The 14,838-nt window shown below is 38.7% G+C and carries 15 protein-coding genes; 11 read left to right on the forward strand and 4 right to left on the reverse strand.

All coding sequences use genetic code 11. The features are described 5' to 3' along the window. Nucleotides 1-124 precede the first annotated feature (124 nt). A complete protein-coding gene (locus ACEQ81_RS09825) occupies nt 125-1,615 on the forward strand; it encodes a serine hydrolase domain-containing protein (RefSeq protein WP_411030709.1) in 1,491 nt (496 codons plus the stop codon). Between the two features lie 30 nt (nt 1,616-1,645). Further along, a complete protein-coding gene (locus ACEQ81_RS09830; protein WP_411030710.1) occupies nt 1,646-2,755 on the forward strand; it encodes an alanine racemase in 1,110 nt (369 codons plus the stop codon). Nucleotides 2,756-2,849: 94 nt separating this feature from the next. Here the strand turns inward: ACEQ81_RS09830 and ACEQ81_RS09835 are convergent, their stop codons facing one another. From ACEQ81_RS09835 to ACEQ81_RS09845, 3 genes are all read right to left on the reverse strand, one after another. Beyond that, nucleotides 2,850-3,914, reverse strand: a complete 1,065-nt coding sequence (locus ACEQ81_RS09835; RefSeq protein WP_411030711.1) for a hypothetical protein — start codon at nt 3,912-3,914, stop codon at nt 2,850-2,852. Between the two features lie 4 nt (nt 3,915-3,918). Beyond that, nucleotides 3,919-6,741, reverse strand: coding sequence for a hypothetical protein (locus tag ACEQ81_RS09840; protein ID WP_411030712.1), 2,823 nt, complete (start codon nt 6,739-6,741; stop codon nt 3,919-3,921). Nucleotides 6,742-6,875: 134 nt separating this feature from the next. Beyond that, nucleotides 6,876-7,754: an AraC family transcriptional regulator gene (locus ACEQ81_RS09845; RefSeq protein WP_411030713.1), complete on the reverse strand. Its 879-nt coding sequence runs from the start codon at nt 7,752-7,754 to the stop codon at nt 6,876-6,878. Between the two features lie 214 nt (nt 7,755-7,968). Between ACEQ81_RS09845 and ACEQ81_RS09850 the strand changes: the two genes are divergently transcribed. From ACEQ81_RS09850 to ACEQ81_RS09870, 5 genes are all read left to right on the forward strand, one after another. Beyond that, nucleotides 7,969-8,376, forward strand: a complete 408-nt coding sequence (locus ACEQ81_RS09850; RefSeq protein WP_411030714.1) for a DUF983 domain-containing protein — start codon at nt 7,969-7,971, stop codon at nt 8,374-8,376. Nucleotides 8,377-8,554: 178 nt separating this feature from the next. Beyond that, nucleotides 8,555-9,271: a sugar isomerase domain-containing protein gene (locus tag ACEQ81_RS09855; RefSeq protein ID WP_411030715.1), complete on the forward strand. Its 717-nt coding sequence runs from the start codon at nt 8,555-8,557 to the stop codon at nt 9,269-9,271. Between the two features lie 101 nt (nt 9,272-9,372). After that, nucleotides 9,373-9,858, forward strand: a complete 486-nt coding sequence (locus tag ACEQ81_RS09860) for a hypothetical protein (protein WP_411030716.1) — start codon at nt 9,373-9,375, stop codon at nt 9,856-9,858. Nucleotides 9,859-10,077: 219 nt separating this feature from the next. Further along, on the forward strand, nt 10,078-10,917 hold the full coding sequence (locus tag ACEQ81_RS09865) for an endonuclease/exonuclease/phosphatase family protein (protein WP_411030717.1): 840 nt from the start codon (nt 10,078-10,080) through the stop codon (nt 10,915-10,917). A 43-nt stretch (nt 10,918-10,960) separates the two neighbouring features. After that, on the forward strand, nt 10,961-11,338 hold the full coding sequence (locus ACEQ81_RS09870; RefSeq protein ID WP_411030718.1) for a nuclear transport factor 2 family protein: 378 nt from the start codon (nt 10,961-10,963) through the stop codon (nt 11,336-11,338). 43 nt (nt 11,339-11,381) lie between these two features. On the opposite strand, the gene ACEQ81_RS09875 is transcribed toward ACEQ81_RS09870, so the two are convergent. After that, nucleotides 11,382-11,753, reverse strand: a complete 372-nt coding sequence (locus ACEQ81_RS09875) for a winged helix-turn-helix transcriptional regulator (protein ID WP_411030719.1) — start codon at nt 11,751-11,753, stop codon at nt 11,382-11,384. A 229-nt stretch (nt 11,754-11,982) separates the two neighbouring features. Between ACEQ81_RS09875 and ACEQ81_RS09880 the strand changes: the two genes are divergently transcribed. The 4 genes from ACEQ81_RS09880 (at nt 11,983) to ACEQ81_RS09895 (ending at nt 14,829) form a co-directional block, all read left to right on the forward strand. Next, nucleotides 11,983-12,924: an NADP-dependent oxidoreductase gene (locus ACEQ81_RS09880; protein ID WP_411030720.1), complete on the forward strand. Its 942-nt coding sequence runs from the start codon at nt 11,983-11,985 to the stop codon at nt 12,922-12,924. 29 nt (nt 12,925-12,953) lie between these two features. Next, entirely contained in the window at nt 12,954-13,250 is a 297-nt protein-coding gene (locus ACEQ81_RS09885; RefSeq protein ID WP_411030721.1) for a putative quinol monooxygenase, read from the forward strand. Between the two features lie 359 nt (nt 13,251-13,609). After that, nucleotides 13,610-14,032, forward strand: a complete 423-nt coding sequence (locus ACEQ81_RS09890) for an ABA4-like family protein (RefSeq protein WP_411030722.1) — start codon at nt 13,610-13,612, stop codon at nt 14,030-14,032. Further along, nucleotides 14,029-14,829 carry a hypothetical protein gene (locus ACEQ81_RS09895; RefSeq protein ID WP_411030723.1) on the forward strand — a complete coding sequence of 267 codons (801 nt, stop codon included), beginning with the start codon at nt 14,029-14,031 and terminating at the stop codon, nt 14,827-14,829. Before ACEQ81_RS09890 ends, ACEQ81_RS09895 begins: the two co-directional genes overlap by 4 nt. The last annotated feature ends 9 nt before the right edge of the window (nt 14,830-14,838 follow it).

The raw sequence follows: 14,838 nt of genomic DNA on the forward strand, positions 1-14,838 counted from the left end.
AAATAGGAGATTTTAGAAAGCAAATAAAACTAGTAAAAATATCTTGATTTAAAGATAAGTTTGTATTATTGTACTATATATCTTTATGTAAAGATATATCAATCAATCAAAAATAATCAATATCATGTTCAGTCCAACATATCGGCGCAGCATAACCATAATCGGTATTACGATGCTGCTTCTGTTTACCGCCTGTTCCGGAAAACAAACACGGTCCAATCTTGTAAATACCACAGAATCTACTAGCCTTGCGGTAGAAAATGAAAAAGCCAAAACACTGGCTCGGGAGATTCTCAAAACATATATGCAATCGGAAAATAGCCCACCCGGACTTTCCATTGCAATAAGTAAGGGTGGCAATATAGTTTTTGCGGAGGGGTTTGGTTATGCCAATATGGCTCTAAAGGAACCTGTGACGGTTGATACCAAATTTCGTGCGGCATCGGTTTCAAAGCTAATGACCGCCACGGCCATTGCCAGACTGATGCAGGAAGATAAGATTAATTTGGATGTACCGATACAAGACTATGTACCGACTTTTCCGGAAAAAACCTACCCAATTACACCTCGTCAAATTGCTGGTCATATAGGGGGTATTCCGCATTATTCTCCTGGAGATCTTATAGAGGACAGGTTTTACGGTTCCATAAACGAATCGTTGAAAGTTTTTGCCCATCAAGACCTCCTCTTTGAACCGGGTACGGAATATAACTATTCCACTCATGGATACACCTTGCTCTCCGGTGCTGTAGAGGGTGTTGCTGGTATTTCTTTCTTGGATTATTTGGAAGGCCATATTTTTAAACCATTAAAAATGATAGCTACAGGCCCGGATCTAAGAAATGCCAAAGTTGAAAACATGACCGAGTTGTATGCCATAGACCAATCTGGCAATAAATCAAAAGTGGAAAAACCAGAAGACCCAAGTTACAAATGGGGTGCCGGGGGTATGGTATCTACCCCAACCGATCTTGTGCAACTGGGCAATGGCTATTTAAACGGTTTTATAGACAAGGAAACGGTAAAGGAAATGTTTCGAAGTCAGCAGCTAAAATCTGGGGAAGAAACGGGTGTTGGCATTGGGTGGCGGAGAAATTGGGATCCTTTTGGCAGGGAAATATTTGAGCATGCAGGTTGGATGCAAGGTACACGGAGTATAGTTAGTGTTTTTCCCCAACAGCAGTTGTCCATTGCCATTATGTGCAATACGCAACGCCCTTATCAGGTAGAGGAAATGGCCCATATTTTGGCTTTTCCCTTTATAAAAAACGATGTTGCCAACGTCCAACCGAGCGGTGAAGCACAAGTAATTGTTACTTACGAAAATGATGAAAATCAAACTAAAGGTAAAGGTACCCTTGTCCTAGATGGTAAAAAGGGCCATGTTGTTTTTAAAACTGAAGACTCCCAGACCGAAACCTATCCGCTGATTTATTTGGAAGCTGGTAATTTATATGCCATGATAACCCCTGATGGCATATTATTTACCCAAATAGATTTGAATGAAAATGGAATTATGGGGAAAGTGATACGATATGCCAGAAGTCCACAACTTACCCCACCTAAGTTTGACAATGCATTTATTACATTTGAAGGGCCGTTTAATGGCAATTAACAATCTAGGATAATGATACTTGGAAAAGCTATGAAAAACTGGTATGATATAGAGAATATAGAAGATGTAGATTCTCCTTCAATTGTGTTGTATGAAGAAAATCTAATGTACAACCTTCACGAAATACTAGCCATGGCAGGGGGAGAGGTTAGTATGCTGATGCCACACGTCAAAACCAATAAAATGCCCAAGGTAATTGGCCTTATGATATCGTTAGGTGTAAAGAATTTTAAGGCATCAACGATTGCCGAAGCGGAGATTGCAGCAAAAGAAGGCGCAGATGGTGTGCTGATAGCCCATCAGTTGGTTGGACCAAAAATTAAACGTTTTGGGGCCTTAACAAAACGTTTTCCAAATACCTGCTTCACCACAATAATAGATAATTTAGATTCGGCCAAAAGAATGAATGACGAGGCGATTGAGCAGAACGTCATCATAGGTATTTACATAGATATTAATAGTGGAATGAACCGATCCGGTATTGAACTTGGTTTACAATTGGATGAACTTATAATACAAATAAATAATCTTAACAATCTTAATTTAAGTGGGTTACATGTATATGATGGGCATTTGCGAGATCCTGATTTTCAAAAACGAAAAGATCAGATTGAAAGTGGTCTACAACCCATTACCGTTCTTTTCCAAACCTTGAAGAAGGCCAATCCAAACTTGCACTTAATTTGTGGTGGAACACCTTCGTTTACCTCACATATCCATGAAGCGGACCGTATCAGTAGTCCGGGTACCTGTTTGTTTTGGGATTGGGGTTATAACGAAAAGTTAACCGAACAAGACTTTAAATATGCAGCCTTGTTAATATGCAGGGTTATTTCTAAACCTACTGCGGGAATTGTTACCATAGATTTGGGCCACAAATCAGTAGCTTCAGAGAACCCCATTCACCAAAGGGTAAAGTTTTTAAATCTGGATGACTATCAATTACTTTCGCAAAGCGAAGAACATGGAGTCCTTAAAGTGGCCAATTGGGAGCAACTATCCGTAGGCGATGTGTTTTACGGGGTTCCCTATCATATTTGTCCTACCATTAATCTGCATGATGAAGTTTCCGTTATCCGTAACAACAAAAAAATGGATACTTGGAACATCACCGCTAGGAGAAGAAAAATATCGGTGTAGATATGCAACAAGGTGCTATAGTCGTTTGGTTGGAAGAATGAAGGCAAGTTTTCAACCTTACAAATCTATTCAAAACCAAAGGCCGTTAGCACCCCTAATAGCAATTTATCTTAAGTTCATTTTTAAATGGGGGAAAGGGCGTAGTGCTGAGTCCTAGCGACGAAAAATGCTCATTTTCTTTCTGTTTGATACGTTCAATTTCGGATAGGTCCTGGGTGCCAAGACCATCCCTAAAAATATACATGTCATGATTCTGACAGTTTAGCTTGTCCAATCTACCGTTCAATTTGATCCTCCAAAAATCCTTTAGCAATTCTCCATCGGAAATGCTAAAGTAGAATTGATGGATTTCCCCTAGGGCGCATACGGGTTTAAATATTTTTGTCAACTTTTCGGAATTGAACATGCGCACAACCCGATCTCGGGCAAATTTTGGATGATTAATGTCGAAAATATAATTGATACCCTTCCATGCTTCTCTTAGAGACAACCACCTTTTTCCTTTACTGTCGGACAAAGAATCGTATTTAGCTGTAATGGCATCGATTTCTGTATTGGTAATATCCGGAAGACGTAGGTTTGTATAATACCCCTTAGAGTTAAGTAAATTCAGTAATTTTCTTTTGTAAACTGCCTCCAGTCGTGCTAGTCCTATAGATGATTTTTCCTTTTCAAACTGCTCAATAATCCATTCATCCGACATTTCCGTAAGCATTTGCGTATTGGGATCTTTGTCTTCATTTTTGGATAGCATGGTGATAAGTTTCCAATCTTGGGATAAAGAGAAATAGGGAAATCTTACTTCATTTTCAGATGCGTAGCTTTTTACCCTCAACGGATTAATGGCCTTTACTTTATAGGCTCCATTGGGCCAGTTCATGAAAAGTCGAACCTCATAACTTCCCGCGTTGCTTGGTGCATACATCTTTGTATGCCCTTCGTTATCCATCCATTGGGCATCCAAATAGTCCGATGGAGATTGGTCGGGTCGTGCAAGCGCTACCCAAAAGTTTTTTGCCTGCGTCATATCCTTAATTGAAACGGTAATAGGCTCGTTAGACTCAAAATCAGCTTTGTTCAAGGCAAGACTTTGACTGTTACCCGCATTAAAAGTTAAAGTAAATAATAGCGATACTAAAAGTGGTGTGGTGTGGTTCATTATGTTATTCTGTATATCTATTGATTGAAACGGAGCGACCTTCATATAGCTGAAAACTTCCCTTAGACCCGCCATTTGGTATATTGCTAGAGAGAATTTCAAAGTAATACATCCCAGGTTGTAATTCCATAGTACTATTTTTTGTATGGGTAAGGCTATATCCTCCTATTTTTTCTCCTTTATCATTTAAGCGAAAAATCCGCACAGGAACATTAATAGTCTGCTCTTGGGCATTTGCAAGTCTCATTTGCAGACGTCCAAAACCATCAACGATAACATTGGTTTTTTTGCCTTCAAATACTTCAACAATTCTTTTTTCCCAAAAAGGTGTAGCAACGCTAATTGAATAGATACCGGGCCTCAAATTCATGATTCCCCCAGCTGAAAACAGCTCATATTTACCCTGTACCTCTCCATCAATCACCTGATTTACTCTGATAACAGGACGAATCTCTTCGTTGGTACTGTTTAATACTTTTATATGTAGCCCACCGAACCCTTCAAAAGTAACAGTAGTAGTTTTACCTTCTTGTAACACAAAGGAGCCCCATTCTGGAAAAGCTTTACGTAATTGATAATCATAGTTCCCAGGGGCGATGTCCTTATGACTATTTACAGACATTAAATCGTACCCTCGTTGTCTTTCCCCATTGTTCACTTTCATTAAATATATAATCTGTGAAATGGGCTCTCCATCATATCCATATGCTTCAACAAAAAGCCTACCCATTCCGGCAGCGATCTCATCAAGATTCTTTTCACTGTCATAATTCAGGGTAAAGGAGTAATTTTTGTCAAACCCACTTTGATATTTTTTCCATCCATCAATGCTTCCATCCGCTAACTGGTTTAAGGTGGTAACGGAGCTTGGATCCCCATCCAAGGTAGCTAGGCCATCGCTAAATGCAGCAAACCATAAATCAACTTTTTTGTTACCCTTGCCATTATCCGGGGCGAAATCGGTAGCGTTCAGTTTTGCAGTATACGTAGTCCCCTTTTGTTCAATACGATCAAAAGGCAGTTCTTTTCCATCCAATTTAAACTTGTATCCACCACCGACCACTGCTTTGTTAAAGCGAACCTGAGCACGAATCTGTTTGCTTTTTCCTTGAACAATGGGAATGGAAATGTTGTTCTTTTCGCCAAAGATGTTTTTAAATTCCCTATACCCTATATTGTTTCTCTCATCCAGCAATTTTATCAAGCCATCACGTAGGGCATTTATTTTTGCCTGTTCCATGATAATTTTAGTACGCAAATTTCTACGCATATTAATGACCCCGAGATAACGGATTTCAACAAATGCCTGATCGATGGCTGTCTGCAAACGTGCCTGGTCCATTGCGCTTAGCGTAACACTTTTTACCGCATTTACAGTTAAGGTTTCTAGAACTCCCGTTAATAGGTTATTGGTGTTTAAGTCTTTAATGGTCTTTACCTTGTCTGCTTTCATACTTTTAAAGACATTAAATCCATTATCAAAAAAACTCGGTGCCCCGTTTCTAATTAAAGACCTGTATTGATTCCGATTTTTTAGCAAATCGCCCCCATTAAAAGCGTAAATATCTAGCCATTGTGCTGGTTTCTTATGTATATTTTTAGCACTTCCCCATAAAAGTAAGTTTAAAAGACTTCGTGTACCCTTTTCTTTAGATAGTCTCACCAAGGTTTTTTGTATAGCGGTTTCTGCACAAATTCCGTAAAATATACTTACCGCTTCCTTAAGGGCATCACCCTTCATATTCTCGTACAATAAACTGCCTGCATTTCCATAATTTAGATAATGCATGTATCTGGCCCTATCTGTTAGCTGCGCCTTGCCAGTTTCTGCAGCTTGTGATCTAAGATCAATAAGCTCTTGCGGTAGTTTTGAATCGTGTACTTTCCTGTCTTCATAATTGTGCACAAATTCGCCTCCGGAAATTAGGGCTGTAAAATCCCTTACCCCATCCCACGCCTCGGGTGTGCGGTAAAGTGCCTCAAAAATAACGGTTGCTCCGGGGCTTGAAGAAGTAAATGAAGAAAGAAGTATATCTGCATACTCCATCAATGCTTCCGAAGCTAATTGTGCTACCTTAAGATCTAACCCATAAAGATTTAAGTCTTGCCACTCTTCCTCAACACCTTTTAACAAGCCTTCGCTTTCAATTAGCAAGCGCTCCATATCATCTATTGCGGCAATATGTTCATCAATGGCCTTTATACCCTGTTCAATTTGTACATCTGAACTTTTTAAATGCTCAAAGGGTTCCCATTTCCCATTAAAAATAAGTTCGTTCCCTTGGAATAATTTTACTTCTTCAATAAATGGGGGTTGAAAATGGGGTTCGTGTATTGCTCTAGATTGCTGGTGTTGGTTTAATAGTTTGGCAATAGTGTTTTCATTGCCAGATTTCCTATTCCACGCCTTGTTAACAGTGTCTTGCGCTACGCTCAATTTCGCTTTTTGTTTTAATGCAATGTCATTTAGAGGAAATAAACTTTTGGATATTTCTTGTATCTCCTTTTCCCGTGCTACCCGTTCAAATGCTGTTTCATTTTCTGGGACAAGGTCTAATGCTACCCTTTTATTAAAGACTTTTGCAAAAGCATTCCAGGCTTTAAGCTCTTCAATGGCAATTGGAGCCATTTTTAAAATTGCTTCTTTGTACTGCTGATTAAGGAGCGGCCGTTTACTTTTTAGTTCTTCAACCCGTTTTAACAGTAAATTTTGATCTTTGGCAAATTCGTTGAAGCTATTGTATGTTGGCCGATTGGAATATTGAGCAAAGGTAAACTGGCCAGCAAACAAAAATGCGATGCCCAGAAAACAGGATAGTCTGGTCATAATCCTATGCGTATAGTGATTAAAAGGTTTAGTGCTTAATTTAAGCATCTATCAAGATAATAAAAAGTAAACAATATTTCTTAAAAAAGATAATCCCGGCCGCTGATAGGTTTACAGATACCCATAAACAAAATTCAACTATGATAACTCTTTTTAAACTCCAAAGGCGTGCTATTCGTTTTTAGCTTAAACACTCTAGAGAAATAGGCATAATCTTCATAACCTAAAATTTCAGAAATACTGGCCAAAGAATTTTCAGAATGTACTATAAGTCGTTTTGCCTCCAGTAAAATACGTTCATTTATAAGCTCTGTAGTTGTTTTGTTCAAGGTTGTTCTTACAATTCTATTTAGATGTTTGGAAGTAACATTTAAGCTTTCTGCATAAAACTTCGCCGATTTCTCGGTCTTATAATATCTTTCGATTTTATTTTCCAATGCATCCAAAGTATTGAGGTAGGTAGAAGATAACATCTTTTTTTGTGGTTCAAAGCCAGCATAAAATCGTGTTAACTCAATGTATGCCAGATTAACAAGACTCGCCAATTTTTGTTTTTTATATACCAGACTTTCGTTATACTCCGTATTAATTTCCTTAAAACGAGACGCTACGGCCCGGAGGTTATCCGGCCCTAACAGAAGATTGGGCGGATTTTTATAAGAATAAAAAAATGGAAATTGAACAAGCTTTTTATTGGAGAAATACAGCTCGTAAAAATTTTGTGTATGAAAGAAAATATAACCTTCTGGGGTGCTATTAAAATTCCAAGAATGGGTTTGTCCTGGTTTTAAGAAAAATACACTTCCTGGTGTTACGGGATACGCGCTAAAATCTATTTCGTGTAAGCCCGAACCTTTAGTGAAAAGCACGCAGAGAAAGAAGTTATGCCTATGAGGCTTATGGACAATTTCTTTGTTTTTCGCCAAATGAGGAGCTAAGTTGTTGGAATAAAAGTCCGCTAGGGACTCCTCTTGCTCAAACTGCTCTATATTTAAAATAGGTATGCTCTTCATAAAACACATTAATGTCCTAAAAGTACAAAAAATGGAGAAAAATCTATAAGTAGACTACCCTTATAAAACACGTACTTTGCAATTAAACAATTGCCGCCCGTTTTATGGGAATGGTAGAGGAATAAAAGACGTGAATATTACAACTAAACTTAAAGTTGTTATTGAGTTTGTTTTTTGTTGACTACACCAATTGTACATAACTAAAAAGTGAATCATGAAATTTTTAAAGGGTTCTAAAATTTACAGCATATTTACAGGTCACTGTCCTGTTTGTCATACGGAAAGCATGTATTCGGAGGCCAATCCGTATAAAATTTCAAGCACTTTAAAAATGAACGAACGATGCAGTAATTGTAATACAAAATACAAAATAGAGCCCTCATTTTTTTATGGGGCCATGTACGTAAGCTACCCGGTTGGACTTTCATTTGCCATAGCCGCTTTCGTTATTTCTTACTTGCTTTTAGACCTAAGTTTAATAACCACCTATGGTATCATCGTTGTAGTAATGGTTATTGCACTACCCATAATTCTTAGAATTTCTAGAAATATTTGGATCAACTTTTTTATGAGCTATAGAAGTCCCGAATTGGAGAAGATGCCTGGCGCAATAAAGGAATAGGCCACACCATTTATTTGCTACCCTGCCAAACAGCTATATCCACAGTTTATTATTGTAAAAACTATTTCATGACGTAGTAGTCGCTATTGATGCGGATTCTTGTTATAGGACTATTTTGAATATATTTAGTGCCACTACGGTATTAGTAGCCTTAACAACACATCTTAATAGGAGTACTATGTTTGAATATTTGGAAAAGATAAACACACTTGTACACAAGTTGGCCACAACGCAACGAAAACAGCTATTGGAAGCTTCAAGATTGGTAGCCAATGTAATCGAGAATGATAAAATTGTGCATACCCTAGGTACAGGTCATTCCCAGATGGTAGCCATGGAATTGTTCGGTAGGGCTTCTAACATTGCCAATGTAAATGCTATAATGGACGATATGGTATTATTGGCAGGTGGTGCCAGAAAATCGGCAGAAGTGGAACAAATAAGCGGATTGGCAGAATTACTGTGGGACAAATATACATTTGATAGGTCGGACCTCATTATTATAATTTCCAATTCTGGCCGAAACGCAATACCCATAGAAATGGCCTTAAAAGCAAAAGAGATGGGCCTTACCGTAATTGCCATTACCTCCTTGGCCCAATCAAAAAAATATCCGTCGAGGCATGCCAGTGGTAAAAAGTTGTATGAGTTGGCAGACTTGGTCATAGACAATTGCGTACCCTCCGGTGATGGCGTACTTACCATAGGCAACAAACAGATTGGCCCGGCGTCTTCCATATTGGGAATCATGATTATGAACATGATCTCTGCAGAAGCCGTTAAGCTTAGCACGGAAAGTGGGGTAGACGCCCAGGTTTTCCAAAGTCAGAATATAGATGGTTCCGAAAACGAGGCCATTTACCAACGGTTTGAATCTCGTATTAAGCATTTTTAACTTAAGCATTAGTGCATGGTATCTTAAATAAACAATTGTTATTTTTGAAGTGCTATGGGCAGTTGATATCAATAAAATAATCGCTGTAAAACAAAATTGAAATGAAATTCATACATTATCTTATAGTAAGTCTCATAGTGGTATCATGTAATCCAATTGATAAAACCAAGGATTTGGACAAGGAAGCGATTATTGAAGAAGTAGGTGTTGTTTTAAATAAGTATCATAAAGATGTTGCCAAAGATGGACTAAGTGCAGAATTTAAGTACTTGGATAAATCTGTGGATTTCTTTTGGGTACCCCCGGGGTACAGCTCGGCCTTGTCCTACGATTCGGTTAGAACTATTCTGGAAAAAAATGCAAAAGCCTTTCAATCCGTTAAATTGCATTGGGATCACCTACAAGTAAATCCCCTGTCCAATGAAATAGTAAATTACTCCGGAATTGTGGGGGGTGTTATGATAGATACGGCCGGCACCTCATTAAATGTATCAATTTTAGAATCTGGCACTATTATAAAACGAAAGAATGGATGGAAGCTATTGAGTGGTCAGTCTAGGGTTCTAAACACAGATGCGGAAAATTAGACCATGGCCAAAACCTAAATTTGTACACTATGCGGAATTTTTTTAAGAACACAAACTTCAGAAAGGAGTTAAAGAATTTTTACCGCCGCGAGGTTCGGGGGTTTAACAAACTCTTAGGGGCAAAAGAAAAAGAGGGCCGTTGCGGGGAGGTATAAAATAGAAACAGCTAAGGCTGATATTTGATTTAAAAACACGCAAAGGACACTAAAACTACGTATTTTGAATACACCTAAAATTTTCCTTTCCATATTTTTGGTAGTGCTGTGGATTGGTAGTCTACAGTGCCAGACATCCATTATGTCTTTTAATATTAGATATGACAATCCCCAAGATGGCAAAAACGATTGGGACAGCAGAAAAGATGAAGTTGCTGGGTTGATAGCCAAATATAAGCCCGATTTTTTGGGAGTTCAAGAAGCATTAAAGAACCAAATGTTTTTTTTGGATAACAAGCTTGCTCATTACACCTATACGGGTGTTGGTAGGGACGATGGCAAGGAAAAAGGTGAATATGCGGCCATATTTTTTAACAATTCAAAGTTTGACCTGATTGAAACAAAAACCTATTGGTTATCGGAGACCCCAAATAAGCCTTCCATTGGTTGGGATGCCGCAATACCGAGAGTGGTGACCTTTGGTACGTTCTCCAGCAAAAATACCAACGAACTATTCTACGTACTCAATTGCCATTATGATCATATGGGTAAGGAGGCCCGTACCATGTCTTCCAAGCTTATAGTAAGTTTGCTGCAAGAACTGGATATAACCAGTAAAAAAATTATAGTAATGGGCGATTTCAACAGTAAGCCCAGCGGCAAACCAATACGGATTTTAAGATCAAAACTACACGATGCGTATAAGGACGCCAAACAAAACAGAAAAGGGCCAAAAGGAACTTTTAACGGTTTTGACCCTACCGTTACCCCAAAAAATAGAATAGATTACGTCTTCACTAAAAACCTAACTGTTTTGGAGTATACCGCTATTGAGGATAAGCGTAAGAATAGGCTTTGTGTGTCGGATCATTTGCCCGTTTTGGTAAAAGTGGGCGAAGAATAAGGACAATAGCCAAAAACCAATTATTTAATACCATATAAGATCGATGAGTTTGGAAAAGAACAAAGAAAGTGCAATTGCGTTTTACAAAATGGCCTATGAAGGAAACCCTAGAAAAGCAGTAGCGCAGTATATTGGGGAAGATTACATACAACACAATCCGGATGTAGCGGATGGTACCGAAGGGTTTATCACCTATTTTGATAGGATGCAAAAAGAGTACCCAAATAAATCCATTGCCTTCGTTAGATGTATTGCCGAGGGCGATTTAGTGGCCCTGCATACGCACCAGACATGGCCTGGAAATGATGAATATGTTACCATGGACTTTTTTCGGTTCGATGCGAATGGAAAAATATGCGAGCATTGGGATGCCATCCAACAAATCCCTAAAAAATCTGCAAATCCGAATACAATGTATTGATACCAAATTTTAAGGACCTACCGGAAAGTAAGTATCCCTACAATTATTGGTTTATAAATTCTCCTTTGTCATTGGCCACGGTCATTCCCCATTCGGCAAGGGATGTTAAGACCGCAGCTAAACTTTCCCCAAACGGGGTAAGGGCATATTCTACTTTCAGAGGTGGTTTTAGCGCGTATACTTTTCTGGAAATGAGCCCGTCTTTTTCTAATTGTTTAAGCTGTAAGCTTAGTGTACGCTCGGTAATTGTGGAAATCAACTTTCGAAGCTCATTGTATCGTTTTTTACCGTCTATCAAATAAACCAAAATTACGCTCTTCCATTTACCTCCAATTAATTCCATGGCTATACTTGTGGTGCAGGAAAACAACTTATCGTTATATCTTATCAGTCTTTTCTCGTGTTTTTTAGCCATACTATCATCTTATCTAAAAGCAAATTTAGCATACAAGCACATAGTATACAACTATACTTTTTATAGTTAATTTAACAATTTTTAATGATTTGATAATCAGATATATAACATTTATAACATGATTTTTTGTGCTACTATCCAATTTGACCGTTATTGCCTGTTGGTAAAACTCTAATTACTTTTGTTACTATACTTTTGATAGTTTATTGATAAAACTAAAATTAAAATCATGAAAGCGATATTATTAGAGCAGGCAGGTAGTGTTGAAAACCTCATTGCCAAAGAAATAGAAAAACCGATGCCGGGCGATAATGAAGTGTTGGTAGCCGTAAAAGCCATTAGCGTTAATCCGGTAGATTACAAGGTTAGGGCTAACGAAGATGTACTTAAGATGATATATGGCGAGCAAAAACCGGTTGTATTGGGTTGGGATATTGCCGGGACGGTAATTGCCGTGGGCAACAAGGTAACCCAATTTAAAATTGATGATCGTGTTTTTGGGATGGTTAACTTTCCGGGGGCGGCAAATGCCTATGCCGAATTGGTGGCTGCTCCCCAAGATCATCTAGCAAAAATACCATCCACGGTTTCATTTGAAGATGCAGCCGCCACTACCTTGGCAGCATTAACGGCCTTACAGGTACTGCAACCTAGAATTAAAAAAAATGATCGTGTGCTTATACATTCCGGCTCAGGAGGGGTTGGACATTTTGCCATTCAAATTGCCAAATCTATGGGCGCTTATGTAATTACCACCAGTTCGGCCAAAAACAAAGATTTTGTAATTGCTTTGGGTGCCAACGAGCATATAGACTATAGGGCGCAAGCGTTTCAAGATGTCGTTTCGGACGTAGATTTTGTTTTTGACATGTTCAATGGCGAGATATTGTTGCACTCTGTTAAAGTAGTAAAAGATGGTGGGTCAATTGTTTCAATACCCACGCCGGTATTTTCCAAGGAAGTCTTAGATTTGGCTAAAACCCGCAATGTGAGTATTTCAAACCTAATGGTACATTCAAATGGCAATGATATGAATACCCTTAAAGCACTATTGGAAAACGGTGCTGTGAAACCGCACGTTTCGCAAACCTTTCCATTTGATGAAATGGCCAAAGCCCATCAGCAGTTAGAAGGTGGTAGAACTATTGGAAAAGTAATCGTTACGCTATAATATAAAACTAAATAAATTTGAAAATCAGTATGAAAAACGATCAATTGACAATTGTAGCAAAAATTTTGGCAAAAGAAGAAAAAAGAGCGTTGGTAAAGTCGGAGCTCCTAAAACTAATAATGCCTACCAGGGCCGAAGAAGGCTGTATCAATTACGATCTTCATCAAGATAATGAGAACCCCAACCTATTCCTTTTCCATGAAAACTGGGAAAGCAGGGAACTCTGGCAAGCGCATATGAACAATCCCAACTTGGCGGCATACATGAAAGCTACAGACGGTGCTGTTGAGGAATTCTCCTTAAATGAGATGACCCCCATAGGTTAAAACATAGCTGCAGCACAGGGGGCGGTAAGGCTACAAACGTATTACATAGTAAGACGTACCGTCCTTTTCTCTCTGCATGTTTCCCTGGTTTATTGTTATATCATGAGTACTTGGGCAACTATCTGAAACACATCTATTTTCTTCACAATTTTTCCGCGTAATTAGCGGCAGATCAGCGCCGCATTTTTCTATATACCAAGAGATTATCCAGATTTTATAAAGTAAATCCTGTGCTGAATAGGCAAGATAACAGTTCAATACCCTTTAGCGACGATTGAACATAAAGTCGTTTCTTTTTCTACCTATGCACTGCATATTTGGTCAACAGTAATAAAATTAACCTATAAAATTAGACCAATATGACACCAACAGCTGTATTTTCCTTAGTCGGGATGATCACTATGCCCATGTGGATCTTAATGATCTTCTTGCCCAAATGGAAAGCCACCCGATTCTTAATAGATTTTAAAATAATCCCCTTACTACTATCTGCCGTATATGCCATTTACATTTTTATAGCAATGCAAATAGGAGGGGGGATGGATTTTGGTAGCCTTGCCTCGGTAATGGCATTGTTTACGGAAGAAAATGCGGTCTTGGCCGGTTGGGTGCATTACCTGGCCTTCGATTTACTCATTGGGATGTGGATTTTGGATGAAAATAAAAAGTTAGGCATCCACCAGTTATTGATCGCTCCCTGTCTTTTTGCAACGTTTATGCTTGGGCCAATTGGCTTTCTGCTCTTCATGATCATGAGAACCATCAAACAAAGACAATCATGAGATACGTAAAACACATATTTAGCACGGTAAAAGAAGAAAGCCCACAACTTTATTGGATTGTACTGCTCAATTTTATTGGTGCTCTTGCATGCATCATAGGGCTTTTTGTCGATGACAGAACCCTTATGGGGGTAAATGTTTGGATTAAACCCTTGAAATTTTTACTGTCAACGGGTATCTATATGCTAACGGTAGGCTATCTACTAAGCTTGTATCCATATTCTAGAAGAAAGAAAAAAATAATCTATAATATTGTGTCCTGGACGCTATTGGTAGAAGTAGGTATCATCGTATACCAAGCATCGCGGGGAGTGCATTCGCATTACAATATAACCACCCCTATGGATGCACTGCTCTATTTAATGATGGGAGTGCTCATAGGGATAAATGTAGTACTTATGGTTTTGTTTATCGTCGACACCATAAGACTGAAGTTAAATATCCCCAAATCCGTACAGTGGGCTATATTAATGGGTTGGCTGGTTGTACTTTTTGGTAGTTGGGTAGGCGGCCAGATGATTGGTCAGATGGCTCATAACGTAGGGGTGGCCGATGGTGGTGCGGGTCTACCCTTGGTAAATTGGAGTACCATTGCCGGAGATCTGCGGGTAGCACATTTTTTCGCATTGCATGGAATACAAATAATTCCGTTATTCGCTCTTGGGTTGTCTAAAAACTGGATTGCCAAACACCCCAAGCAGGTTCTTGTGGTAACTGTTTTTGGACTGTTATATGCCGCTTGGATAGGATTCACCTTCTATCAGGCGAAGCAAGGAATGCCACTTATTGAATTATAATTTAACCAT

The organism is Spongiimicrobium sp. 3-5 (assembly GCF_046557915.1).
In the GTDB taxonomy this organism is placed as follows: Bacteria; Bacteroidota; Bacteroidia; order Flavobacteriales; family Flavobacteriaceae; genus JBHEBG01.

Excerpts from the sequence above, each read along its gene's own strand:
- ACEQ81_RS09830 (WP_411030710.1), top strand. The coding sequence starts at position 1,646 with ATGAAAAACTGGTATGATATAGAGAATATAGAAGATGTAGATTCTCCT.
- ACEQ81_RS09890 (WP_411030722.1), top strand. The coding sequence starts at position 13,610 with ATGACACCAACAGCTGTATTTTCCTTAGTCGGGATGATCACTATGCCC.
- ACEQ81_RS09895 (WP_411030723.1), top strand. The coding sequence starts at position 14,029 with ATGAGATACGTAAAACACATATTTAGCACGGTAAAAGAAGAAAGCCCA.
- ACEQ81_RS09885 (WP_411030721.1), top strand. The coding sequence starts at position 12,954 with ATGAAAAACGATCAATTGACAATTGTAGCAAAAATTTTGGCAAAAGAA.
- ACEQ81_RS09825 (WP_411030709.1), top strand. The coding sequence starts at position 125 with ATGTTCAGTCCAACATATCGGCGCAGCATAACCATAATCGGTATTACG.
- ACEQ81_RS09840 (WP_411030712.1), bottom strand. The coding sequence starts at position 6,741 with ATGACCAGACTATCCTGTTTTCTGGGCATCGCATTTTTGTTTGCTGGC.
- ACEQ81_RS09835 (WP_411030711.1), bottom strand. The coding sequence starts at position 3,914 with ATGAACCACACCACACCACTTTTAGTATCGCTATTATTTACTTTAACT.
- ACEQ81_RS09855 (WP_411030715.1), top strand. The coding sequence starts at position 8,555 with ATGTTTGAATATTTGGAAAAGATAAACACACTTGTACACAAGTTGGCC.
- ACEQ81_RS09870 (WP_411030718.1), top strand. The coding sequence starts at position 10,961 with ATGAGTTTGGAAAAGAACAAAGAAAGTGCAATTGCGTTTTACAAAATG.
- ACEQ81_RS09860 (WP_411030716.1), top strand. The coding sequence starts at position 9,373 with ATGAAATTCATACATTATCTTATAGTAAGTCTCATAGTGGTATCATGT.
- ACEQ81_RS09875 (WP_411030719.1), bottom strand. The coding sequence starts at position 11,753 with ATGGCTAAAAAACACGAGAAAAGACTGATAAGATATAACGATAAGTTG.
- ACEQ81_RS09880 (WP_411030720.1), top strand. The coding sequence starts at position 11,983 with ATGAAAGCGATATTATTAGAGCAGGCAGGTAGTGTTGAAAACCTCATT.
- ACEQ81_RS09850 (WP_411030714.1), top strand. The coding sequence starts at position 7,969 with ATGAAATTTTTAAAGGGTTCTAAAATTTACAGCATATTTACAGGTCAC.
- ACEQ81_RS09845 (WP_411030713.1), bottom strand. The coding sequence starts at position 7,754 with ATGAAGAGCATACCTATTTTAAATATAGAGCAGTTTGAGCAAGAGGAG.